This window comes from Mycobacterium sp. UNC410CL29Cvi84 (assembly GCF_000686745.1).
GTDB classification, from domain to species: domain Bacteria; phylum Actinomycetota; class Actinomycetes; order Mycobacteriales; family Mycobacteriaceae; genus Mycobacterium; species Mycobacterium mucogenicum_B.
Window position 1 is genome coordinate 264,348 of sequence record NZ_JMLM01000008.1, and the last position, 22,494, is coordinate 286,841.

General features: G+C 67.3%; 20 protein-coding genes. 17 read left to right on the plus strand and 3 right to left on the minus strand.

What is annotated here, in order from left to right:
- Positions 1-97: 97 nt before the first annotated feature.
- From BR47_RS0113395 to BR47_RS0113450, 12 genes are all read left to right on the plus strand, one after another.
- On the plus strand, positions 98-793 hold the full coding sequence (locus BR47_RS0113395; protein WP_029119820.1) for a GntR family transcriptional regulator: 696 nt from the start codon (positions 98-100) through the stop codon (positions 791-793).
- Between the two features lie 184 nt (positions 794-977).
- On the plus strand, positions 978-1,607 hold the full coding sequence (locus tag BR47_RS0113400) for a GntR family transcriptional regulator (RefSeq protein WP_051128500.1): 630 nt from the start codon (positions 978-980) through the stop codon (positions 1,605-1,607).
- A 51-nt stretch (positions 1,608-1,658) separates the two neighbouring features.
- Entirely contained in the window at positions 1,659-2,441 is a 783-nt protein-coding gene (locus BR47_RS0113405; protein ID WP_020101509.1) for an IclR family transcriptional regulator, read from the plus strand.
- Between the two features lie 310 nt (positions 2,442-2,751).
- Positions 2,752-4,293, plus strand: a complete 1,542-nt coding sequence (locus BR47_RS0113410) for a BCCT family transporter (protein WP_051634790.1) — start codon at positions 2,752-2,754, stop codon at positions 4,291-4,293.
- Positions 4,294-4,444: 151 nt separating this feature from the next.
- Positions 4,445-4,801 (plus strand): bifunctional 3-phenylpropionate/cinnamic acid dioxygenase ferredoxin subunit, encoded by a 357-nt coding sequence (locus BR47_RS0113415; protein ID WP_029105239.1) that lies wholly within the window; start codon positions 4,445-4,447, stop codon positions 4,799-4,801.
- Complete coding sequence (locus tag BR47_RS0113420) at positions 4,801-6,000, plus strand: NAD(P)/FAD-dependent oxidoreductase (protein WP_029119822.1); 1,200 nt, start codon at positions 4,801-4,803, stop codon at positions 5,998-6,000. The genes BR47_RS0113415 and BR47_RS0113420 overlap by 1 nt, the downstream gene beginning before the upstream one ends.
- 55 nt (positions 6,001-6,055) lie before the next feature.
- Positions 6,056-7,183: an aromatic ring-hydroxylating oxygenase subunit alpha gene (locus BR47_RS0113425; RefSeq protein WP_029119823.1), complete on the plus strand. Its 1,128-nt coding sequence runs from the start codon at positions 6,056-6,058 to the stop codon at positions 7,181-7,183.
- 168 nt (positions 7,184-7,351) lie between these two features.
- Positions 7,352-8,839: an aldehyde dehydrogenase family protein gene (locus tag BR47_RS0113430; protein ID WP_020101514.1), complete on the plus strand. Its 1,488-nt coding sequence runs from the start codon at positions 7,352-7,354 to the stop codon at positions 8,837-8,839.
- A gap of 12 nt (positions 8,840-8,851) precedes the next feature.
- Positions 8,852-10,372, plus strand: coding sequence for an APC family permease (locus BR47_RS0113435; RefSeq protein ID WP_029119824.1), 1,521 nt, complete (start codon positions 8,852-8,854; stop codon positions 10,370-10,372).
- On the plus strand, positions 10,369-11,667 hold the full coding sequence (locus tag BR47_RS0113440; RefSeq protein ID WP_029119825.1) for a haloacid dehalogenase-like hydrolase: 1,299 nt from the start codon (positions 10,369-10,371) through the stop codon (positions 11,665-11,667). The genes BR47_RS0113435 and BR47_RS0113440 overlap by 4 nt, the downstream gene beginning before the upstream one ends.
- A 44-nt stretch (positions 11,668-11,711) precedes the next feature.
- Complete coding sequence (locus tag BR47_RS0113445; RefSeq protein WP_029119826.1) at positions 11,712-13,298, plus strand: GMC family oxidoreductase; 1,587 nt, start codon at positions 11,712-11,714, stop codon at positions 13,296-13,298.
- A 19-nt stretch (positions 13,299-13,317) separates the two neighbouring features.
- Positions 13,318-15,147: a putative nucleotidyltransferase substrate binding domain-containing protein gene (locus BR47_RS0113450; RefSeq protein ID WP_020101518.1), complete on the plus strand. Its 1,830-nt coding sequence runs from the start codon at positions 13,318-13,320 to the stop codon at positions 15,145-15,147.
- Between the two features lie 11 nt (positions 15,148-15,158).
- Here BR47_RS0113450 and BR47_RS0113455 read toward each other — a convergent pair whose 3' ends face one another.
- Positions 15,159-15,734, minus strand: a complete 576-nt coding sequence (locus BR47_RS0113455; RefSeq protein WP_029119827.1) for a 3'-5' exonuclease family protein — start codon at positions 15,732-15,734, stop codon at positions 15,159-15,161.
- A 111-nt stretch (positions 15,735-15,845) separates the two neighbouring features.
- Here BR47_RS0113455 and BR47_RS0113460 point away from each other — a divergent pair, with 111 nt between their 5' ends.
- From BR47_RS0113460 to BR47_RS0113470, 3 genes are all read left to right on the plus strand, one after another.
- The gene (locus BR47_RS0113460) at positions 15,846-16,148 is read left to right on the plus strand and encodes a type VII secretion target (RefSeq protein WP_020101520.1); all 303 of its coding nucleotides are present in this window, start codon (positions 15,846-15,848) and stop codon (positions 16,146-16,148) included.
- On the plus strand, positions 16,148-17,596 hold the full coding sequence (locus BR47_RS0113465; protein ID WP_051634782.1) for a hypothetical protein: 1,449 nt from the start codon (positions 16,148-16,150) through the stop codon (positions 17,594-17,596). Before BR47_RS0113460 ends, BR47_RS0113465 begins: the two co-directional genes overlap by 1 nt.
- Before the next feature lie 74 nt (positions 17,597-17,670).
- Positions 17,671-17,928, plus strand: a complete 258-nt coding sequence (locus BR47_RS0113470; RefSeq protein WP_029119829.1) for a DUF7218 family protein — start codon at positions 17,671-17,673, stop codon at positions 17,926-17,928.
- Here BR47_RS0113470 and BR47_RS0113475 read toward each other — a convergent pair.
- The gene (locus BR47_RS0113475) at positions 17,925-18,776 is read right to left on the minus strand and encodes a dienelactone hydrolase family protein (protein ID WP_029119830.1); all 852 of its coding nucleotides are present in this window, start codon (positions 18,774-18,776) and stop codon (positions 17,925-17,927) included. The two genes, BR47_RS0113470 and BR47_RS0113475, sit on opposite strands and share 4 nt — an antisense overlap.
- 85 nt (positions 18,777-18,861) lie before the next feature.
- Here BR47_RS0113475 and glmS point away from each other — a divergent pair, with 85 nt between their 5' ends.
- Both glmS and BR47_RS30465 read left to right on the plus strand, forming a co-directional pair.
- Positions 18,862-20,730 (plus strand): glutamine--fructose-6-phosphate transaminase (isomerizing), encoded by a 1,869-nt coding sequence (gene glmS, locus BR47_RS0113480; RefSeq protein ID WP_020101524.1) that lies wholly within the window; start codon positions 18,862-18,864, stop codon positions 20,728-20,730.
- A gap of 199 nt (positions 20,731-20,929) precedes the next feature.
- On the plus strand, positions 20,930-22,039 hold the full coding sequence (locus BR47_RS30465; RefSeq protein WP_051634783.1) for a GGDEF domain-containing protein: 1,110 nt from the start codon (positions 20,930-20,932) through the stop codon (positions 22,037-22,039).
- Between the two features lie 112 nt (positions 22,040-22,151).
- On the opposite strand, the gene BR47_RS30470 is transcribed toward BR47_RS30465, so the two are convergent.
- On the minus strand, positions 22,152-22,494 hold a 343-nt coding region (locus tag BR47_RS30470), incomplete at its 5' end, for an HNH endonuclease (protein WP_197035059.1).

Sequence of the window (22,494 nt, forward strand, 5' to 3'; positions counted from 1 at the left end):
AGTGTGTGCTGGACTAATATATCAGCTGTCGGTTAGATTAAGATCAGCTCGTGGCCGCGTCAAGAGCTGGGCCGCAGACACTTTTGGAGGATTGGCGATGACCCTGACAGAGTTGTCGTTCGGCGATCTCGACAGCACTCAACCCGACACCAGGCCGGCCACCACCGAGACCAACGCGGACCGCGCCTACGACATCGTGCGGGAACGCCTGGTGATGCTGGACATCCGGCCGGGGGAGCCCATCAACGACGACCACCTCGCGGCTGACCTCGGCTTCGGCCGCACTCCCGTGCGGGAGGCCCTCAAACGTCTCGAGCGTGACCGCCTCGTCGTCGCCTACCCGCGGCGGGGCACGTTCGCCACGGCCGTCGACATGACGGACCTGGCCGACATCTCGGAGATTCGCAAGCTGCTCGAACCGACGGCGGCCGCGCGCGCCGCGCGCGTCGCGACGCCCGAGACCCGTGCGCGGCTGACGGCGCTTGCGCGGGCGATCGCCGGGATCGAGGACACCGACGATCCCCGCGAGGTGCTGCGGCACGACGTCCATGTGCACCGCGAGATCTACCGGGCCTCGGGCAACCCACACCTGGAACAGATCCTCGTCAGTCTCGACGCGCATGCCACCCGGATCTGGTGCTTGTTCCTGGACCGGCTGCCGGGCGTCGCCGGCCACGTCCGTGAGCACATCGAGCTGCTGGAGGCCATCGTCGCGGGCGACGAGGCAACGGCTTCCGCCCTGACGCTGGCCCACGTCTGCAGCTTCGAGGCGGCCATTCGCGCGTTGCTGTGACGCCGCCGTCACGCCTTGCCGACGGGCCGCGATCGGGAGGGCCGGACGACCGCACGTTCTGATATATCATTGCCCTGACCAGATCAGATCAGTTGCCGGACGATGAAGTCGGTGACGTCGGGAAGGCGGGGCGGGCGTGAGCGTTGCCGGTGTGGAACAGCTCGATGACGTTGTCTCCGAGGAGATGTCGTTCGCCGACCGGGCGTACCTGGTGATCCGCGACAAGCTCATCATGCTGGACATCCGTCCCAACGAGGCCATCGTGGAGAACGAGCTGGCCGCGGAACTCGAGCTGGGCCGTACTCCCGTCCGCGAGGCCCTCAAGCGCCTGGAAGCGGATCGGCTGGTCGTCTCGTTCCCGCGCCGCGGCACTTTTGCCACGGGTGTCGATGTCGCCGACCTTCGGCACATCTCGCAGATTCGGGTGAATCTGGAGCCCGTCGCCGCGCGCACGGCCGCTGAGAACGCCTCGGCCGACGTGCGGGCCGGCCTGCTCGCGCTCGCCGACCAAACCGAAGCGCTCGATGTGCAGAGCATCCACCGCGACGAGCTCATGCGGTGGGACCTGCGCGCACACCGCGCGATCTACCGGGCTGCCGGCAACCCCCATCTCGAGGACGTGCTGGTCCGCTACGACAATCTCGCGACCCGGATCTTCTGCCTGTTCCTCGATCGGTTGCCGACCGTGGCCCGCCACGTGGGTGAGCACGCCGAGCTGTTGCGGACCATCGCCGGCGGCGACGGCGACGCCGCCGCGCAGATCGCGCTCGACCACGTCACCGGATTCGAGAAGGCGATCCGCGCAATCGTCTGACGCGCCTGACGAACGCGACCACGCGCATCACGATGTGGTTATCGTTGCGTAATGAGCAACAACGGCGTTGATTCCGGCAACGGCGGCGTGCAGTCCGTCGACCGCGCGCTCGCGGTCTTGGATCTCCTCGCGCGCCGGGGCGAAGCCGGAGTCACCGAGCTGGCGTCGGACATCGGGGTGCACAAATCCACGGTCTCCCGGCTGCTGGCGGCGCTCGAGGACCGGGAACTCGTCGAGCAGGCTTTCGAGCGCGGCAAGTATCGCCTCGGCTTCGGCATCCTGCGGTTGGCCAACGCGGTGTCGGGCCGGCTCGACGTCACGCGGCAGGGCCGGGAGATCTGCGAGCGCCTGGCCGCCGAGGTCGGTGAGACCGTCAACATCGCCGTGCTGCGGGCGGAGTACGCGGTGAACGTGGACCAGGCGCGCGGGCCCTCGGCGGTCAGTACGCACAACTGGGTAGGGGAGCTCACCCCGTTGCACGCGACGTCGAGCGGAAAGGTATTGCTGGCCTTCATGGCTGCCGATGCCCGCCGGGACCTGTTGGAGGTCGCCGGCCTGCAGCGCTTCACCGAGCACACCATCACGTCGGTCGAGCGACTGGAAGCGCAGTTGCAGGATGTGCCCCGCAATGGATACGTGGTGACGTCGGAGGAGCTCGAGCACGGGCTCAACGCGGTTGCCGCGCCGATTCGCGATCACCTCGGTGCGGTGATCGCCGCGCTGAGCGTCTCCGGCCCGGCCTATCGGCTCACCGTGGAGCGGGTCCGGGAGATCGCGCCGACGGTGGTCGCTGCGGCCGACGACGTGAGCCGCCGCATGGGCTATCGGCGCTGACCGCTCGGGTCAGCCGCCTTCCCATTTCGGGAAATTTGTCGATTCGGTCTGCATATCAGATCACTGCGATCTAATATATCAACTGTTCGCCACCGGTGATTCCCGTGCCCGGTGGCGAACCTCAAGTCGACGGCCACGCAGCGCAGACGGTGCGGATGGCGTCGGCGGTGGCCCGGCCCAGGAGCGCGACATGACACCGCAAAACCAAGGATCGCTGGAAGCCGAGATCAAGGCGAAGCTGCAGGAGACCTTCCCTGGCCCCGGCATCCCGATCCCCGATGGTCTCGACGACGACGAGCTCGACGTGCCGATGTGCGCCCGCCGCGCGGTCACCGACAAGGTCGTGTTCGGGACCAGCGCCGCGCTCGTCGTCGCGATCCTGGTCTGGGGCCTGGGCTGGCCGGCGTCGTTCCAGTCCCGGATGTCGGTGATCCTGAACTGGGTCGTGAGCAACCTCGGCTGGCTCTTCATCACCTCCGCGACGTGTTTCGTGCTCTTCGCGGTATGGCTGGCGATGAGCCGGTACGGCCGGATACCGCTCGGGCAGGACGGCGAGAAACCCGAGTTCAACACCGTCAGCTGGATCGCCATGATGTTCAGCGCGGGCATGGGGATCGGCCTGATCTTCTGGGGCGTCACCGAACCGCTGACGCATTTCGTGAAACCGCCGCCGGGGCTGGCCGACTCCAAGGCCGGCACCGCATTGGCGACCGCGCTGTTCCACTGGGGCTTTCACCCCTGGTCGATGTACGCCGTCGTCGGATTGTCCATCGCGTACGGCAGCTATCGGCTGGGTCGCCGGCAGCTCATCAGTTCGTCGTTCATCTCGTTGCTCGGCCGGGGGCGCGTCGAGGGGCCCATCGGCAAGCTCATCGACATCCTCGCGATCTTCGCGACGATGTTCGGCACCGCGGCGTCACTGGGCCTGGGCGCGCTGCAGATCGGGTCCGGCATCGAGGTGATCGGCTGGGTCGAGAAAGCCGGGACCCTGCTGTTGGTCGCTGTCGTCGCGATCCTCACGCTGGCGTTCGTCGCCTCGGCGGTGTCCGGCGTTTCGCGCGGTATCCAATGGCTGTCGAACATCAACATGGTGCTCGCGCTCGTGTTGGCGGTCTTCGTCTTCGTGCTCGGGCCGACGGTGCTGATCCTGAACCTGTTGCCGACGACGCTCGGTGACTACGCCGCCAACCTGGCCTCCATGTCGGCGCGATCGGCCGCGGCGGGTCCCGACACCGAGAAGTGGTTGTCGTCGTGGACCATCTTCTACTGGGCGTGGTGGATCTCCTGGACCCCCTTCGTCGGCATGTTCCTGGCCCGGATCAGTCGCGGCCGCACCATCAAGCAGTTCGTCGTCGGCGTCATCCTGGTGCCCACGACGGTGAGCCTCATCTGGTTCGTCATCTTCGGCGGCGCCGGCATCGGTCAGCAGCGCGACGGCATCGACATCTTCGGGAAGGGCGAACCGGAGTCGACGTTGTTCGGCATGCTCGACCATCTGCCGTGGGCCGGCATCTCGTCGCTGTTGGTCATGGCGCTCGTGGCGATCTTCTTCGTCTCGGGTGCGGATGCCGCGTCGATGGTGATGGGCACGCTGTCACAGGGTGGGTCGCTCTTCCCGTCTCGGTGGGCGGTCGCGTTCTGGGGGCTCAGTACGGGTGCTGTCGCCGTACTGATGCTCTGGGCCGGCGGCAACGATGCGCTCAACGGGCTGCAGACGATGACGATCATCGTCGCCGCGCCGTTCGTCGTCGTGATGATCGGCATGTGTGTGTCGCTGTATCTCGACGTGACGCGGGACCCCATGGTTGCGCATCTGCGCAACAAGGCGCCGGCTCGGCGCAAATCTGATTGACCTGGGCTTTCAGGCCGATCGCGGCAGTTGTTCCAGCTGTGTAAACGGTGCGTTCGTGCCCTTGACACGGGCCTGTGACTACGCCCACACTGTTGCATAATTCGAATCACGTTGCGTAATACGCGTCAAACTCTCCGAGAGGGCACACCCGATGCTTGAGATTTGTCCGCTCTCCGAACTCCCGCCCGGCGAGGCCCGGCGGGTGGAGACCGACCCGCCCATCGCGGTCTTCCACACCGAGAACGGCGAGGTGTTCGCCATCGACGACACCTGTTCGCACCAGGACGCGTCCCTGGCCGACGGCTGGCTGGAGGGGTGCGATGTCGAGTGCCCGCTGCACGCCTCGCGGTTCAACCTCCGCACCGGCGCGGTCGACGCGCCGCCGGCCAAGCTGCCGGTGCGCACGCACACGGTCGTGATATCCGACGGCGTCATCCACGTCGAACTGAGCACCGAGAAACCCAACCTGCCGCCCGACATCCGGGCTCGACTGGGCGCGGGTCAGTAATGAAGCACGTCGCGATCGTGGGAGCGTCGCTCGCGGGCCTGTCCGCGGCCCGGGCGCTGCGAGCACAGGGCTTCGACGGGCGGCTGACGGTCATCGGCGACGAGGCGCAGCGGCCCTACGACCGCCCGCCGCTGTCGAAGGAGTTCCTCTGCGGCACCGTCTCCGAAGCCGATCTCGCGCTGGAATCCGACGACGACGATCTGCAGGCGGACTGGCGACTGGGCGTCGCCGCGGCCAAGCTCGACAGCCGTAGTGGCGCAATCGAACTCGCGGACGGGACGCGCATCGACGCCGACGGAGTGGTGATCACGACCGGCTCCCGCGCCCGCCGCTGGCCCGGCTGCGAGGGCATGGCCGGCGTGCACGTCATCCGCACCATCGACGACGCCGTAGCGCTGCGTGCCGAACTGGTACCGGGCGCTCGGCTGGTCGTCATCGGCGCCGGGTTCATCGGGGCCGAAGTCGCGTCGACGGCCCGCAAGCTGGGCCTGGACGTCACTGTCGTCGAAGCCGCCCCGACGCCGCTGCAGATGCAGCTCGGCGAGTGGCTCGGCGGTGTGGTCGCCGGCGCCCATGCCGCCAACGGAACGAGGCTCATCTGCGGGGTGGGCGTGGTCGGTCTCGTCGGGCAGGAGCGCGCACTGCGCACGCCGGGCGGCGTGCGGCGGGTGGCCGGTGTCGACCTCACCGACGGCCGCCATCTGCCGGCCGACGTCGTCGTGGTGGGTATCGGCGGCGTGCCCAACATCGACTGGTTGCAGGGCAGTGGACTGGCGCTCGGCAACGGCGTGCTGTGCGGCACCCATGGGCAGACGGCCCTCCCGAACGTCGTCGCCGTCGGGGACTGCGCGGCATGGCTCGACGCCGCCACCGACACCCACCACCGGGTCGAACACTGGACCGGCGCATTGGAGCGCCCCGCCATGGCGGTCGCCGCACTGCTGGCGGGCGGTCTGCGGCAGGAGTCGACGGTGAAGCCGCCGTATTTCTGGTCCGACCAATACGGCTCCCGCATTCAGTTCGCCGGCGTCGCCCGTCCCGATGACGAGATCACCATCGAGGAGGGCAGCTGCGAGGAGCGTTGCCTGCTGGCCACGTATCGGCGCGACGGCCGTCTGGTGGCGGTCCTCGGTATCGACCAGCCCCGGCTCTTCACCCGGTGGCGCCGGCAGCTGGTCCCGACGCCCACCGCGGTCTAGGCCGAAGTTCTTGCACCCCAATAAAACTCACGACATGACATCGCAAAGGAGTTCGATGACCGCCACCGTGCCGAGCCTGCCGGAAAGCCTCATTTCCACTCTGGCAGGGCATTACTACACCGATCCGGAGGTCTTCGCCCTCGAGCAGGAGAAGATCTTCGAGACCATGTGGTTCTGCGTTGCGCGCGCCGCGGATCTGGACAAACCGGGGGCATTCAAGACCGTCCAGGTCGGTCGCGAAAGCGTTCTGGTGACCAGGTCACGCAAAGGTGACATCAACGCGTTCTTCAACCTGTGCCGGCACCGCGGCGCACGGCTGTGCACCGAGGACAGCGGCGAGGTCAAGCGTGCGTTCCAATGTCCTTATCACGCATGGACTTACGATCTCGATGGCAAGCTCGTCGCGGCGCCGAACCTGACCAAGATGCCCGATATCGACCGCGTCGAATACGGCCTGCGCAAGATTGCCGTCCGGGAGTGGCTCGGCTACGTCTGGGTATGCCTGGCCGACGAGCCGCCGTCGTTCGAGGACACCGTCATGCAGGACATCGTCGCCCGGCTCGGTGACGTCGAATCGATCGACCACTACACGGTGGCCGATCTGAGCCTCGGTCGCCGCATCGTCTACGACGTCAAGGCGAACTGGAAGCTCATCATCGAGAACTTCATGGAGTGCTACCACTGCGCCACCATCCACCCCGAACTGACCGAGGTGCTGCCGGAGTTCGCCGACGGCTACGCCGCCCAGTACTACGTCGGCCACGGCGCGGAGTTCGGCGAAGACGTCGCGGGCTTCACCATCGATGGCTCAGAGGGTTTCGAGCACATCCCCGGCGTCACCGCGGACCAGGACCGGCGTTACTACGCGATCACGGTACGTCCGCAGGTGTTCGTCAACCTGGTGCCCGACCACGTCATCATCCATCGGATGTTCCCGATGGCGGCCGACCACACCATTGTCGAATGCGACTGGCTGTACCTGCCCGGCGTGGTCGAATCCGGGCGCGACGTGAGCAAGTCGGTGGAACTGTTCCACCGGGTCAACCAGCAGGACTTCGACGCGTGCGAGCGCTGCCAGCCCGCCATGAGTTCCCGCGTCTACCGCGACGGCGGGGTGTTGGTGCCCAGCGAACACCACCTCGGCGAATTCCATGACTGGTTACGCAACAAGCTCGCCGACTGATGTGGGCATTCGGCTCCCGGCAACCGGCCGGGCGTCGAATACTCGCGGAGTCGGCGCGGTGTCCCGGTCCGCCGGGCCGGCTGGAGAGGCGGCCTTGGTGGATCGGGACACCACCACAACTGGTGATGCAGTTCGGGACGTTTGGTGATGGTTAGTCGAGGAGGCAACGTGGACGGTGTACCTGATCTGCTGATCGGATCGCAGTGGCGGCATGCCGCCGATGGCGGTGTCCGGGAGATCATCAATCCCGCAACGGGCAAGGTTTTCGCCACGGTTGACGAGGCCACGCACGACGATGCGCTGGCGGCTGTCGCCGCGGCCCGTGCCGCCTTCGACGCCGGTGACTGGCCGGCCACACCGGTCGCCGAGCGGGCCGCGCTGCTCGAGCGCATCGCCGACCTGCTGGCCCGCGACAAGGAGTCGCTGGCGGCACTGGAGACCGCCGACACCGGAAAAACCTTGGCGGAGAGCCGGATTGACATCGACGACGTGATCTCGGTGTTCCGGTACTACGCTCGGCTGGTGGCGACGCAGTCGGACCGACTGGTCGACGTGGGTGCCCCGAACGTCATCAGCCGGGTGGTGCACGAGCCCATCGGGGTGTGCGTACTGATCGCCCCATGGAACTACCCGCTCCTGCAGATCTCCTGGAAGATCGCGCCGGCCCTGGCGGCCGGCTGCACCATGGTCGCCAAACCCAGTGAGGTGACACCGCTTTCGACCATCGCCTTCGTCCGGCTGGCGCAGGAGGCGGGAGTGCCGGCGGGCGTGCTCAACCTGATCCAGGGCAGTGGGGCCGCCGTGGGTGCGGCACTCACCGACAACCCCGACGTCGACCTCATCTCGTTCACCGGTGGGCTGAGCACCGGCCAGCACATCGCCAGGACCGCCGCTGAGCACGTGACCAAGGTGGCGCTGGAACTCGGCGGGAAGAACCCGCACATCGTGTTCGCCGACGCGGACTGGGAGAGCTCGGTGGACCAGGTCCTCACCGGCGTGTTCCTGCACTCGGGTCAGGTCTGTTCGTCGGGTACGCGGGTGATCGTCGAGGAGTCGATCGCCGACGATTTCGTCGCCCAGCTCGCCGAGCGCGCCGAGAAGATCCGGATGGGCGACGGTACCGACCCGCGTAGCGAGACCGGCCCGCTGGTGTCCAAGCAGCAGCTCGACAAGATCGAATCTTTTGTGGCCCTGGGTATTTCCGAGGGCGCGAAACTGATCACCGGCGGGACCCGGCCCAGCGATCCGGCGCTGGCGGACGGCTACTTCTTCCTGCCCACGATCTTCGACCGTTGCGACCGCTCGATGCGGATCGTCACGGAGGAGACCTTCGGACCGATCATGACAGTGGAGCGGTTCACAGACGAGGCCGAGGCGATCATGCTCGGCAACGACACGCAGTACGGTCTCGCGGCGGGAGTGCGAACTTCCGATCCAGCGCGGGGCGAACGTGTGGTGCGCGCATTGCGGCACGGCACGGTGTGGTTGAACGACTTCGGCTACTACACCGCGGCAGCGGAGTGGGGCGGTTTCGGGAAGTCGGGCAACGGCCGCGAGCTCGGTCCCTCGGGTCTCGCGGAATATCAAGAGCTCAAACATATCTGGCACAACACCGCGCCAACGCCGGCCGGCTGGTTTGACGCCACCGAAGGCTAGGGACACAACTTCATGACTCAGAACCTCACTGATACGGACAGCGGCGGACTCGAGGATTTCGGCTACAAGGAATCGCTGGACCGCAGCATCGGAAAATTCGCGAGCTTCGCGGCCGGGGTCAGCTATATCTCGATCCTGACCGGTACCTTCCAGCTGTTCTACGTCGGCTACGGCAACGGCGGGCCGGCGTATCTCTGGTCCTGGCCGATGGTATTCATCGGGCAGATGGCGGTGGCGCTGTGTTTCATGGAACTCGCCGCCAAGTATCCGGTCGCGGGTTCCGTCTACAACTGGTCGAAGAAGCTGGGCAGCCGCATCGTCGGCTGGAGTTCGGGGTGGCTGATGCTCACGGCCTCCATCGTCACGCTGTCGGCGGTGGTGTTGGCCCTACAGCTGAACCTGCCACGGCTCTGGAAGGGTTTCCAGGTGATCGGTGACGGCACCGGTCAGTACGATTTCGCCGCCAACGCCATCCTGCTCGGCACCGTCCTCATCGTGTTCACCACCGTCGTCAATGCCTTCGGCGTGCGACTGATGGCGATGATCAACAGCGCCGGTGTCTTCATCGAACTCATTGCGGCCGTGCTCATTGCGGTCATCCTGCTGTTCAACATCAAGCGCGGGCCGAGTGTCTTCTTCGACACCCAGGGCCACGGCGCGGGACTGCCCGGCGGATATTTCGGTGCGTTCCTGGTGGCATCGGTGGCATCGCTGTACGTGATGTACGGCTTCGACACGGCAAGCTCGCTCGGCGAGGAAACGGTCGAACCGCGGCGCACCGCGCCCAAGGCCATCCTGCGCGCCATCCTGGCGTCGTTCGTCATCGGCGGCGCCATCCTGGCGGGCGCCATCATGGCCACGCCGGACCTCAAGGACCCGGCGCTGGGCAGCCCCGACGGCAGCCTGCAGTCCATCGTCGAGAAGGTGATGTGGGGCCCGTTGGGCACCATCTTCCTGATCTGCATCGTGGTCGCGGTGACGGTGTGCTCGCTGGCCGTGCACACCGCGGCGATCCGGTTGACGTTCGCCATGGCCCGCGACAACGCGCTGCCGTTCGGCGAGAAGCTCGCCAAGGTGCACCCCAAGACCCAGGCGCCCGTCGTGCCTGCCGTCGTGATCGGCATCATCGCGGCGCTGATCCTCGTGATCAACCTCGGGCAGCCAAAGGTTTTCACGGTGCTGACCTCGATCGCGATCATCATGATCTACCTGGCCTACCTGATGGTCACCGGCCCGCTGCTCAAGAAGCGCCTGCGGGGGGAGTGGCCGCCGAAAGACCTCGCTGAGGGCGGCTACTTCACCATGGGCAAGTGGGGCCTGCCGGTCAACATCTTTGCGGTGCTGTGGGGCATCGGGATGGCCATCAACCTGGCCTGGCCGCGCGTCGCCATCTACGGTGACCCGTGGTACAACACCTGGGGCGCGTTCGTCTACATCGGCGTCATCCTCGGGCTCGGCCTGCTCTGGTATTTCGTCAAGGGCCGCAACCACATTGGCACGCTGGCCTCCCATGCGGCGGACAGCGAGAAATGATCCGGGCCGGCAGAACCTTGGCTGCGGCGGCCATCCTGCTCGGTGGCGTGGTCGCGGGGTGCGGGTCGGGTGACCGGCAGGCGGAATCCACACCCAGTTCGAAGCCGACTGCAGCGCAATCGAATTGCCGTCAGCTCGACGCATCGTTGAGCTGGCACGAAGGGGTGCGGGAGTTTCTGCAGAAGGCCATCGACGCCAACAGCACCTGCGCCGTGCGCGACCGGGCGCGCAAGGTGGCGATCTTCGACTGGGACAACACCGTCGTCAAGAACGACATCGGGTACGGCACCAACTTCTACATGCTGGCCCATGACCTGATTCTGCAACCGCCGAACCAGGACTGGCACCAGACCAGTCGATACCTGACCGATGCCGCTGCCACCGCGCTACGGGTCGCCTGCGGCACCGACGTCCCGGCAGGCAAGCCGTTGCCGACGAGTACCAACACCAGATGCGCCGATGAGATTCTTTCGGTCCTCGAGGACGAAACCACCAGCGGTGAGCCCGCTTTCGCCGGCTTCGACGAACGGCGGATGACGGGTGCGTACGCCTGGGGCGCGGCACTGTCCGCCGGCTACAGCAACGATGAACTCGGCGGTTTCGCGCAGAAGATGAAGGAGCAGAACCTCAATGCGCCCGAGGGTGCCACCCAGAAGATCGGCACCAAGGATGTCGACGGCTACATCCGCGTCTATCCGCAGATCAAAGATCTGATCGGCACACTGCAGGCGAACGGCATCGACACGTGGGTGGTTTCGGCGTCACCGGAACCGATCGTGAAGGTCTGGGCACCAGAGGTGGGGATCGACGCCGCCCACGTCGTCGGCGTGCGCAGCGTGTACGACGCGGCAGGCAAGCAGACCGCGCATCTGGTGGGATGCGGTGGCGTGCCCGACGGCGACGATTCGGTGATCACCTACATCGACGGCAAGCGCTGCTGGGCCAACCAGGCCATCTTCGGCGTTTCCGGGCCGGCGGCCTTCGATCAGCTCCCGGCTGACCGGCGGCAGGTGCTCGCGGCAGGCGACTCGGTCACTGACGTGACGTTCGTGGGCGATGCCACCGCGGCGTCATTGGTCATCAACCGGAACAAGCCCGAACTGATGTGCCGGGCCTACAACGGATTGTTCAGCCGCGGGGGCACCTGGGCCGTCAACGCGATGTTCATCGCTCCGCTGCCCCAGCACGCGCCGTATCAGTGTGCGAGCGCCTACACCAACGCCGACGGATCCAAGGGGCCGGTGCTCGGTCCCGGCGGCGCACCCGTACCCGATCAGGTCGACAGCGTCTACTAGCCCGATTCGTCTTCTGCCATAACACTTTTCAAGGAGATTGCACAATGTCCGATCAGACCTACGACTATGTGATCGCCGGGGGCGGCACCGCCGGCTGTGTTCTCGCGGCGCGGCTGTCCGAGGACCCGAACGTCACCGTCTGTCTGGTGGAGGCCGGGCCGTCGGATGTGGGTGACCGCAACATCCTCGAGTTGTCGGAGTGGATGCACCTGCTGGATTCCGGCTACGACTGGGATTACCCGGTGGAGCCGCAGGAGAAGGGCAACAGCTTCATGCGGCACGCGCGGGCGAAGGTGCTCGGTGGGTGTTCGTCGCACAATTCCTGTATCGCGTTCTGGCCGCTCGCGCAGGGCCTGCGGGACTGGGTGGCCATGGGCGCGACCGGGTGGGGCCCGGAGGACGTGCTGCCGTTCACCGCCAAGGTCGAGAACAACACTGCCACCGGCACGTATCAGGGCGTGCCGCACGGTGATTCGGGCCCGGTGCGGCTGCGCGACGTGCCGCCGAACGATCCGTGCGGCCAGGCGGTGATCGACTCCGCGGCCAAGGTCGGTCTGGAGACCGTGCAGTTCAACCGCGGCGACTGGACCCTGAACGCGGCGGGCTGGCTGCAGATCAACGCCAATGAGGCCGGCGAGCGGATGTCCAGCTCGCACGCGTATCTGCACCCGATCCTCGAGTCGCGGCCCAATCTCACGGTGCTGACCAACTGCTGGGTGGCCGAGATTCTGTTCGACGACTCCGGCGACGAGCCGGTGGCCACGGGTGTGCGGTACCAGCGTCCGGACCTCACGGGCTACGACGTCGTCACCGCGACACGCGAGGTGGTCGTCACGGCCGGCGCCATCGACACCCCGAAACTGCTGATGCTGTCCGGGATCGGGCCGGCCGACCACCTGAACGAGGTCGGGGTGCCGGTGCGGGTCGACTCACCCGGCGTCGGCGAGAACCTCGACGACCACGTCGAGGGCCTGGTGTTCTGGGAGGCAGCGAAGCCGATGGTCACCGAGTCCACACAGTGGTGGGAGATCGGGCTGTTCGCGACCACCGAGGTCGCCGGTGACAATCCCGATCACTCCGACCTGATGATGCATTACGGCAGCGTCCCGTTCGACATGAACACGCTGCGGCACGGGTACCCCACCACCGACAACGGGTTCTGCCTGACTCCCAATGTGACGCAAGGCCGTTCGCGCGGGACCGTGCGGTTGGCATCCCGCGATTTCCGGGACCGGGCCAAGGTCGACCCGCGCTATTTCACCGACCCCGAGGGGCACGACGAAAAGGTGATGCTGGCCGGAATCAAGCTGGCGCGCAAGATCGCCGAGCAGGAGCCCCTGCAGGAGTGGATCGGTCGTGAGCTTGCGCCGGGGCCCGAGGTGCAGACCGACGAGGAGCTGCTCGCGTACATCTACAAGACGCACAACACGGTGTACCACCCGGCCGGTACCGCACGGATGGGTGCGGTCGACGATCCGATGGCGGTGCTCGACCCGCAGCTGCGCGTCAAAGGTGTGCGCAACCTGCGGGTGGTGGACGCCTCGGCGATGCCGAAGTTGCCGGTGATCAACCCCAACATCACGGTGATGACGATGGCCGAGAAATGCGCCGACCTCATTCGCAACGGCTGAAGTAGGGCACGATGGCGGGGTGACCTCTCCGGAGCTGGTGAATTTCCTCGGTTCGCATCCGCCATTTCAGACGGCCAGCGACACCGAACTGAATGACCTCGTCGCCGCCTCGTCGCTGGAGCACCACGGCGCCGGGACCGTGATCGCGGACTTCTCCCGCCATGTCCCCGATGACATCTGGATGGTCCTGGCCGGCTCGGTGAACCTGCAGGAGGTCGGTGACGGGCAGGTGTTCGACACCATCGAGCCCGGCGGAATCTTCGGCTACGTGCCGATGCTGACCGGCGGTGGTATCGAATTCCTGGCTCGCACAACGGAAGCCACCACCGTCGTCCGCCTGCCCGGTGAGCTGGTGCGGACGCAGTTCGCCAAACCGGCGGGGCTGCGTTTCCTGGCGTTGTCCGCCACGCCGGCGTCGCAGTCGCAGCTGGTGGCGGGCAGCGATTCGCGGCCGGTCGGCGATCTGGTGCACGGCAGCGTGCTGATCGTGGAGCCCGGGATCTCGGTACGCGAAGCCGTGGTGCAGATGAGCGAACAGCGGGTGTCCTATGCGCTGATCCGGCTGCGCGAAGGCGGTGTCGGGATCTTCACCGACCGTGACCTCCGGTCGCGCGTCGTCGCCGCGGGGCTACCGGTGGATGTCCCGATCGCCGAGGTCATGAGTCGACCCGCCCAGACGGTGACCGCGGACCGCACCGCCGAGACGGTGCTGCTGGAAATGCTGGAGCGCGGCATGCGCCATATGCCGGTGCTGTCGCCCCGCGGTGAAGTGCTGGGCGTCCTCGAGGACGTCGACCTGCTGGCCGCGTCGGCCCGCCAGAGCTTCGTGTTGCGCCGGGCCATCGCGCAGGCGCCCGACGCTGCCGCGCTGCAGCGGCATGGCCGCGAGGTGACCCGGATCGCCGTCGAGCTGTTTCGCACCGGCACGAAAGCGTCGGCCGCGAGCAGCATTTCATCGATCGTGCTGGATGCTTTGGTACGCAAGGCATTGGAGCTCGCCCTGGCCGAAGCCGGCCCGGGCCCGACGCAGGACCAGTTCGCGTGGCTCACGCTGGGCAGTATCGCCCGCCGGGAGGCCATGCCGTCCTCCGATGTGGACAGCGCACTCAGCTGGGCCGACAGCTGCGATGCCGAATGCGCACAGTTGCGTGCCATCGCGGCCCGCACGCACGAGATCCTCGACGGTTGCGGTCTGCCGGCCGACAGTAACGGTGCCGTCGCGTCACACAAGGCGTTCGCGCGGTCGGCCTCCGACTGGGCGCAGGCCGCCGAGGGCTGGCTCGATGATCCCTTGCGCGGCAAGGGTTTGATCCTGTCCTCGCTGCTGATCGACGGTCGCGTCGTGTGGGGGAACCGGGCGCTGCACACCGTGCCCACGGTGTTCCACCGGATGCGTGACGAACATCCGAACGCGCTGCGCCTGCAACTGCTGGATGCGCTGTCCGGCAAGGTGCGCACGTGGTCGCTGCGGGACGTGCTGTCGCGGCGCGGCGGCACCTTCGACCTGAAGACGCATGCGGTGACGCCGATCGTCAACCTGGCCCGGTGGGGTGGCCTGACCGCCGACATGACGTCGGCGTCGACGCCGGCCCGGCTGGCAGCGGCGGCCAGTACCGGAGCCCTGACGGAACGCGATGCGCACACTCTCACAGAGGTTTTCGTCATGCTGCAACGAATGCGGTTGGCGCATCAGGTCGAACTGATCGCCGACGGCCGCACCCCGAACGACGTGATCACCGTCGGCGACCTGTCCCCGCTCAACCGGAGCCTGCTCGGTGACGGGCTGCGCGAGATCGCCGCGGTGCAGCGGCGGGCACGGCAGTCGGGAACGCATCCGGGATTGCGCTGAGTTCGCTTGTCCTACTGGGTGAGTCGGGACATCAGGCGGGTGGACAGCTGGTCGTACCAGCGCATCGCCCAACGTGCGTCGCCGAGCGCGGTGTGCCGGAGGCCGGCGCCGGGCGGACGGACTCCGCACTGCCGGGACAGTTGTGTCGAGTCGCGTTCCGGGGTGCGCCCGTAGTCGAGAACGTATCGGGCGGCCAGGGAGATGACGTCGACGAGTTTGGGGCTCCAGCCCGGTGTCAGCTGATGACGCGCCAGCATGGCGCACAGACACTGGGTATCGAAGCTGGGAACGACGCCGACGATGGTGGCGTCCATGGTCCACTCGCGGACGATTTCCGCGGCTTCCTGTTCGCGGTGCACCGACGGGAGGTGAATGGGCCCGTACACCACCTGGGGATGGCGACTGGAGAACCGGCTGATCCGCAGGCCCGCGGGCTCGGCGGCGTCGAGATCGAGGTCGGCCAGATCGATGTACAGCACGATGCGGGATTCACCGGCGTCGTCGCGCCGCAGCATCGCGATTTCCCAGGGTTGCCGGTCGGCGTGTAGGCCGGTGGTCTCCGTGTCGAGGAAGACCAGCGGTTGCATCGTTGCAGGCTAGTGCCGACAGCCGTCCGCGAAGGACGTTTTGGCGGATGGCCACAGGAAATTTTCAGCTTCGATGGAACCGAACGGCCGCGCCGCGCGTCATAGCAAGGCATGGGAGAACGTGACGTCGCTCGGATAGACCTCGCCGCGGTGCGGGACATCGCGCAGCGGTGCGAATCGGTCGCCGACATGCTCGGCACCGCGGTCGCGCCGCTGTTGCGGTGGTACTTCGACGGGTTCTGCGGCGGGCGTGATCATGCCGCGAGCGCGGCCGCCTTGCGAGCCGCGCTGGACCAATCGGCCGGACAGCTTCGCGCGTGGGCGTCCGCGTCGACGGAAGCAGCAGCGACGCTGCGGGTTTCGTCAGGGCGCTACGTGGACGCTGACACCGACCTCGCCGGCCGGTTGGCCTGATGATGGCGGCCGCGTTCGATGTCGCCGGGCGTCTCTCCGACGGCGACCACGCGCTGACGGTCCTCGACGAGTACGTCGCGGCATGCCAGGTGCTGGGCCTGCCGTCTCCGGGGCCGTTGGCCGAGTTGTATCGCGCCGAGAGCGGGCTCAACCTCGACGCGCTGTCCGCGGACGCCCGCTCACTCGATGCCGCCGTGGTGGTCGCGCAGGACGCACTGCGGTTGCAGGGCAACGGATATCGGGAGCTGACGGCCCAGTGGTCGGGCACCGGCGGGGACGCTGCCGGAGCGTTTCTGCGGTCGCTGACGATCGCGGCCGAGGATGTGGTCGCGCATCTGCAGCGCAGCGCGCGGGCGCTGACGACGCTGCGGGACGAGTTGTGGCGCGCCGTCGACGCCAAGGTCGACGCGGTGTGGCGGGCCGATGCACAGGCTGCCGGACACCGCGACCAGTGGAGCGCGGCAGCCCGCGCGGTCCTCGCCGGGGCCGGCGACCTGTCGGCCGCCAGCGAGATCGTCGACCAGCAGATCAAGCCCTTCGTCCTTCGCGCGGTGGCGGGGGACCTGTTGCCCGCACTGCAGGATGTCTCCGATGCCGTTGCGGCGGCCTACGATTCGGCCATCGCCGCAGTCACCCCGGCCGGGCTGACGTTCGCGGTGCCCGTCGTGCTGACGCCCGACTGGGCGCCTCAGGGGCCGCCTCCCGCGCCAGCGTTGCCGTCCGCGCCGGCGTATCAGGCCGCGGCGGCTGCGCCCTTCGCAACGTTGGGCACCGCGGCCGGGTGGGCGCCGTCGGCTCCGTCTGCTCCTGCGGCACCGCCGGTGCCTGCCGAACCCGTTGCAGCGCCGTCGGCCCCGCACGTTCCTGCCGAATCGGCCCCGGTACCGTCGACCGGTGCGCCCGGAGTTCCCGAACCGGCGCTCGGCGCTGCTGCGGCAACCCCGGCTGCGGCTGGCTCGTCCGGGGACCTCGGATTGGGTTCGGGCGTGGGCGGTTTGGGCCGGCAGCTGACCGATGCCATCGGGGGAGTGCTCGGTTCCATGGCCGGTCTGGCGCCCGGAGCGTCGGGGCTGGCCGGGCTCGACGACGTCAACGACGGGCTCGCCGACGACCTCGGGTTGGGCGACAAGGACGACGACGCGACCTCCGACGAAGACGAACACGACGACCAAGCTGACGACAATGACGACGACGAGGACGCCGACGAGGAAGCCGAGACCGAGGGCGGAAGCACCGGCGAGATGGCCGCGGACGTGGGCGAACCGGCAGCCGCGCAACCTCCCGTCGACCCGCAGCAGGTGACAGCGGCACCCACTCCGCCTCCGGCACCCACCCCGCCACCGGCACCTGTCTCGCTGCCCGTGGAACCTGTTGCCGGACAGGAGAACCCGACAGCCAAGACGCCGTGTGAGATCGCGGCTGATGAGTTGCCGCAAGTGGGCGAGTGAATCTGTTGCGGCGTTTCAATCGCGTGCGGTCAGGGCATTCTGCCTGTGCGATTCACAGCGAAGGAGCCATGGCCGTGCCCAATTCCTCGATCAAGAACGAGAAGATGTACGAAGAGCTGCGCAAGCAGGGTGACTCGAAAGAAAAGGCAGCGCGAATCTCGAATGCTGCGGCCGCGCGGGGCGGTTCTTCCGTCGGCCGCAAGGGCGGGAAGTCCGGGTCTTACGACGACTGGACGGTGCAGGACCTGAAGAAGCGCGCCAAGGAGCTGGGTCTGACGGGTTACTCGACACTGAAGAAGGACGACCTGATCAGCGCGCTGCGGAACCACTAGCCCTTCAGCAGCGCGGCGACCTTGTCTTCCAGCGCCGGGCTCTCGGCGTCGGGATCGGTGGTGACGGTCTTCGGCAGCACCACGTCGGCGTCGGCGAAATCCTTGTAGGCCTTGTCGCCGGTCAGCTGGAACAGCAGGTAACCGGTCAGCAGGGCGCGCACCGTCTTCTGGGTGCGGCGATCCGCGCCGGGCATCCCGACCAGTTTGGACAGCCGGAAGCCTTCGGCCAGTCCGCCGGGGACGGCCTTGGCGACGGTCCGCACCGTTGCCGTCCGCCACGCGGCGGCCAGCTCGGTGGCGTTGGACTGGATGGTCAGGTCAGCGCCTGGCGCGTTGAGGATCAGGCCGGGAACCCGCAGGCCGGCCGCGGGCTGGTCGGCGTCGGGCTTGCTCGCGGTCGGGAACACCGCGGCCACCGCCTTCAGCGGGTTCGCCGACGAGCCCAGGCCGGCGGCGGTGAAGATCGCGGCCGATGCCCCGAAACCGTGCCCGACCAGGCCCAGCTTGGTCGGATGCACGCTGATCTTGCCGGGGCCGAGCCGGACTCCGGTGATGATGTCGAGGGTGGTGCCCAGGTCGTACGCCAGGTTCAGCACCGACGGCGCGATGCCGGTCTCGGTGTTGGGCGCGGCCGCGACGATGCCCCAGGACGCCAGATGCTCGAGCGTGCCGTTGTAACGTCCGACACCCTGCAACCAGTCATGGCCGAATGCCACGCCGGGCAGATTCAGCCCCGACTCGGGGGTGTAGACGGTGCCCGGCAGGCCGGCAAAACCCAGGTCACCGCGCAGAACGCGGTGCGGGCCGCGGCGCATCAGAGCGCCGAAGAGCTTCTTCGTCTTGGCCACGCGATGACGTTAGCGCAGTGGCCATGGTTTGCGCGTCACGCATGCAAGGTCCGGCACCCGGGCGGCTGCACTACCCTGGATAACCATGTGTGGAATCGTCGGCTATGTCGGGCAACGGCCGGCCCGCGACATCGTGGTCGACGCGCTGAGACGGATGGAATACCGCGGCTACGACTCGTCCGGTGTCGCTCTGGCCGATGGCCACGGGGGTCTGACCATCCGGCGGCGCGCCGGCCGACTGGCCAATCTCGAAGAGGCGCTGGCCGAAACCGATGCCGCTGAGCTCGAAGGCACCACCGGCATGGGGCACACCCGCTGGGCGACCCACGGGCGTCCCACCGACCGCAACGCGCATCCGCACAGCGATGCCAGCGGCAAGCTCGCGGTGGTCCACAACGGCATCATCGAGAACTTCGCCGGGCTGCGCGCCGAGCTGGAGGCCGCCGGCGTCGAGTTCCAGAGCGACACTGACTCCGAGGTGGCCGTCCACCTGGTGGCGCAGGCCTACCGCAACGGGCCGACGGCCGGCGACTTCGTCGCGTCGGTGCTGGCGGTGCTGCGCCGGTTGGAGGGCCACTTCACGCTGGTGTTCAGCAACGCCGACGACCCGGGCACCATCATTGCGGCCCGCCGGTCCACGCCGCTGGTGGTCGGGGTCGGCGACGGCGAGATGTTCGTCGGCTCCGACGTCGCGGCCTTCATCGAGTACACCCGCGACGCCGTCGAGCTCGGACAGGACCAGGCCGTTGTGATCACCGCGGACGGCTACCAGGTACTGGACTTCGACGGCAACGACGCGTCCGATCGGGCGCGCCCGTTCCACATCGACTGGGACCTGTCGGCCGCCGAAAAGGGTGGCTACGACTACTTCATGTACAAGGAGATCGCCGAGCAGCCCGCGGCCGTCTCCGACACACTGCTCGGCCACTTCGTCGACGGCAAGATCGTGCTCGACGAGCAGCGGCTCTCCGACCAGGAGCTGCGCGACGTCGACAAGGTCTTCATCGTCGCCTGCGGCACCGCGTACCACTCCGGCCTGCTGGCCAAGTACGCCATCGAGCACTGGACCCGGCTGCCGGTCGAGGTCGAGCTGGCCAGCGAGTTCCGGTACCGCGACCCGGTGCTGGACCGCAGCACGCTGGTGATCGCCATCTCGCAGTCCGGCGAGACCGCCGACACCCTGGAGGCCGTCCGGCACGCCAAGGGCCAGAAGGCCAAGGTGCTCGCCATCTGCAACACCAACGGCTCGCAGATTCCGCGCGAGGCCGACGCCGTGCTCTACACCCGGGCCGGGCCGGAGATCGGTGTCGCCGCGACCAAGACGTTCCTGGCCCAGGTGGCCGCCAACTACCTGGTGGGCCTGGCGTTGGCGCAGGCGCGCGGTACCAAGTACCCGGACGAGGTCGCCCGCGAGTACCGCGAGCTGGAGGCCATGCCGGCGTTGGTCGAGCAGGTGCTCGAGCGGCTGGACCCGATCGCAGTTCTGGGCAAGCAGTTCGCGCAGTCGCCGACGGTGCTGTTCCTGGGACGGCATGTGGGCTACCCGGTCGCGCTCGAGGGTGCGCTCAAGCTCAAGGAGCTGGCGTACATGCATGCCGAGGGCTTTGCCGCCGGCGAGCTCAAGCACGGTCCCATCGCGCTGATCGACGACGATCTGCCGGTGATCGTGGTGATGCCGTCGCCCAAGGGCTCGTCGATGCTGCACGCCAAGCTGCTGAGCAACATCCGCGAGATTCAGGCCCGTGGTGCGGTCACCATCGTCATCGCCGAGGAAGGCGACGAGACGGTGCGCCCGTACGCGGACTACATCTTCGAGCTGCCGACGACCTCGACGCTGTTCCAGCCCTTGCTGTCGACCATCCCGCTGCAGGTGTTTGCCGCGTCGGTGGCCCGCGAGCGCGGATACGACGTGGACAAGCCCCGGAACCTGGCGAAGTCGGTCACCGTCGAGTAGCTCCGCGTCGGCTCGTTCGCTGGCATGAACCATGCCCGTGCTCTAGCATGGGAAATCGCAGGTCAACCACATCTGGATATTCTGCTGAAATATTAGCTGTGGAAAGTGGTTGCGTGCGGGTTGAGGGTCAGCCGAAGGTGTCCATTGTGAGGGCCGTGGATTGTTGCTGGATGCTGCTGCGCGTCACGCGACGGTCCGAATGGTCCGCGAATGGTGGCATACGCCGACCGACTACGAGGCGCAGGTCGAGTACTTCGCGAAGCGGTCGCTGACCGGGCTGATCCAGTTCCTCGTCGGGCTCGGCGTCGGCATGGTCGGTCTGATCGTCATGATTGCCCAGTGGTCCGGTGATGCGCCCGCGGGTACGGCCGTGCGGGTCGTGTCCATCGTGTTCATCACGGCGATGTACGTGTGGAGCTGGGTGTGGTGGCTGCGGCCGTGGCCGTCGTACCGGCTGTCGCACGCGTTCCTCATCAACGTCGACATCGGCGTCACGGTGGTCACCCTCCTCAACCAGAAGGTGCTGTCCGGCATGTTCGGGCTGAGTGCGCTGCTGCTGGTGTCGTTCTACATCATTTTCTTCGATGGGCCGAAAGCTCTTGCCGTGCACAGTTTCTGGGCGGTGTCGTCGATCGCGGCGATGTCCGTCGAGATCGCGATCATCGGCGGCGGTGATCCGGTGCTGGCGTTCGTGAAGCTGTTGTCCGGCGGGGCACTCGCGGTGGCGCCGATCGCCGCCCATTTCGGTATCTGGGCCCTGCGCAACGAGGCCAACGAGGCCTCGAACGACCCGCTGACCGGATTGCTGAACCGCCGCGGCCTCAATCTCCACATCGACGACCTCCTGCGCGGCCACCGCAAGCGCGCGGCCGACGTCGTGGTCATCGTGATCGACCTCGACCGGTTCAAAATCGTCAACGACCGGTTCGGCCACAGCGTCGGCGACGAGGTGCTGGTTCGCTGCGCCCAGCGACTGGAGTCTGCCGTGCACGGCGGCGCGCTCGTGGCGCGCGTCGGGGGCGAGGAGTTCGTCGTCGTCGACGTTCTGCAGCCGGGGGACTGGGTGGCCGTGGCCGACCGGATTCGGGTCGCGTTGTGCGGCCGCGACGACCACGCGCCGATCACGGCGAGCATCGGGATCACCGCCGCGGCGATCACGCACTTCGCCGAATCCGGGTGTGACCACGCGGAACTGCTCGGCGATCTGGTCACCCGCGCGGACGAGGCGATGTTCGTGGCCAAGCGTGGCGGCGGCAACGCTGTCAGCTACCTGCCGCCGATCCCCGACGCGGTGCGGACGTCGCGGTGAACTACTCGCAATCCTCCGGGTGCGGGCCTGCTGCTCCCATCTCGCTGTTGAAGCAGCAGGCCCGCCGTGCGTTGTCACTGTTGAGTTGTCAAGGTGCGCATTGCTTTAGGTGTTAGGCGGCGTTGTCGAGTCGCATGGTGCGGCGGTTGTGGGCGGGGATGGGTTTTCGGTGGGGGTCGACGGTGGCGGGTGGGATGAGCCAGGGGTGTTTGTCCATTCCCATGACGACGTCCCAGCCGTCGTGGTGGATGTTGGCGTGACAGGCCGGGCACAGCAGGCAGCCATTACCTAGTGATGTGTCGCCGCCGTGGGTCCAGTGCACGATGTGATGCGCGTGGGTGCGCCCTGGGGGTGCGCCGCATTTGATGCAGCATTGATCGCGGTGATAGAGCGCTTTGCGCAGATGGGGTGGGAACAGCCGTTTCTCGCGCCCCATATCGAGGGGCACTTGTTCG

What these genes read in the sequence shown, in the direction of transcription:
- BR47_RS0113395 (WP_029119820.1), top strand. Translation starts at nt 98, where the DNA reads ATGACCCTGACAGAGTTGTCGTTCGGCGATCTCGACAGCACTCAACCC.
- BR47_RS0113400 (WP_051128500.1), top strand. Translation starts at nt 978, where the DNA reads ATGTCGTTCGCCGACCGGGCGTACCTGGTGATCCGCGACAAGCTCATC.
- BR47_RS0113405 (WP_020101509.1), top strand. Translation starts at nt 1,659, where the DNA reads ATGAGCAACAACGGCGTTGATTCCGGCAACGGCGGCGTGCAGTCCGTC.
- BR47_RS0113410 (WP_051634790.1), top strand. Translation starts at nt 2,752, where the DNA reads ATGTGCGCCCGCCGCGCGGTCACCGACAAGGTCGTGTTCGGGACCAGC.
- BR47_RS0113415 (WP_029105239.1), top strand. Translation starts at nt 4,445, where the DNA reads ATGCTTGAGATTTGTCCGCTCTCCGAACTCCCGCCCGGCGAGGCCCGG.
- BR47_RS0113420 (WP_029119822.1), top strand. Translation starts at nt 4,801, where the DNA reads ATGAAGCACGTCGCGATCGTGGGAGCGTCGCTCGCGGGCCTGTCCGCG.
- BR47_RS0113425 (WP_029119823.1), top strand. Translation starts at nt 6,056, where the DNA reads ATGACCGCCACCGTGCCGAGCCTGCCGGAAAGCCTCATTTCCACTCTG.
- BR47_RS0113435 (WP_029119824.1), top strand. Translation starts at nt 8,852, where the DNA reads ATGACTCAGAACCTCACTGATACGGACAGCGGCGGACTCGAGGATTTC.
- BR47_RS0113440 (WP_029119825.1), top strand. Translation starts at nt 10,369, where the DNA reads ATGATCCGGGCCGGCAGAACCTTGGCTGCGGCGGCCATCCTGCTCGGT.
- BR47_RS0113445 (WP_029119826.1), top strand. Translation starts at nt 11,712, where the DNA reads ATGTCCGATCAGACCTACGACTATGTGATCGCCGGGGGCGGCACCGCC.
- BR47_RS0113455 (WP_029119827.1), bottom strand. Translation starts at nt 15,734, where the DNA reads ATGCAACCGCTGGTCTTCCTCGACACGGAGACCACCGGCCTACACGCC.
- BR47_RS0113460 (WP_020101520.1), top strand. Translation starts at nt 15,846, where the DNA reads ATGGGAGAACGTGACGTCGCTCGGATAGACCTCGCCGCGGTGCGGGAC.
- BR47_RS0113465 (WP_051634782.1), top strand. Translation starts at nt 16,148, where the DNA reads ATGATGGCGGCCGCGTTCGATGTCGCCGGGCGTCTCTCCGACGGCGAC.
- glmS (WP_020101524.1), top strand. Translation starts at nt 18,862, where the DNA reads ATGTGTGGAATCGTCGGCTATGTCGGGCAACGGCCGGCCCGCGACATC.
- BR47_RS30465 (WP_051634783.1), top strand. Translation starts at nt 20,930, where the DNA reads ATGGTCCGCGAATGGTGGCATACGCCGACCGACTACGAGGCGCAGGTC.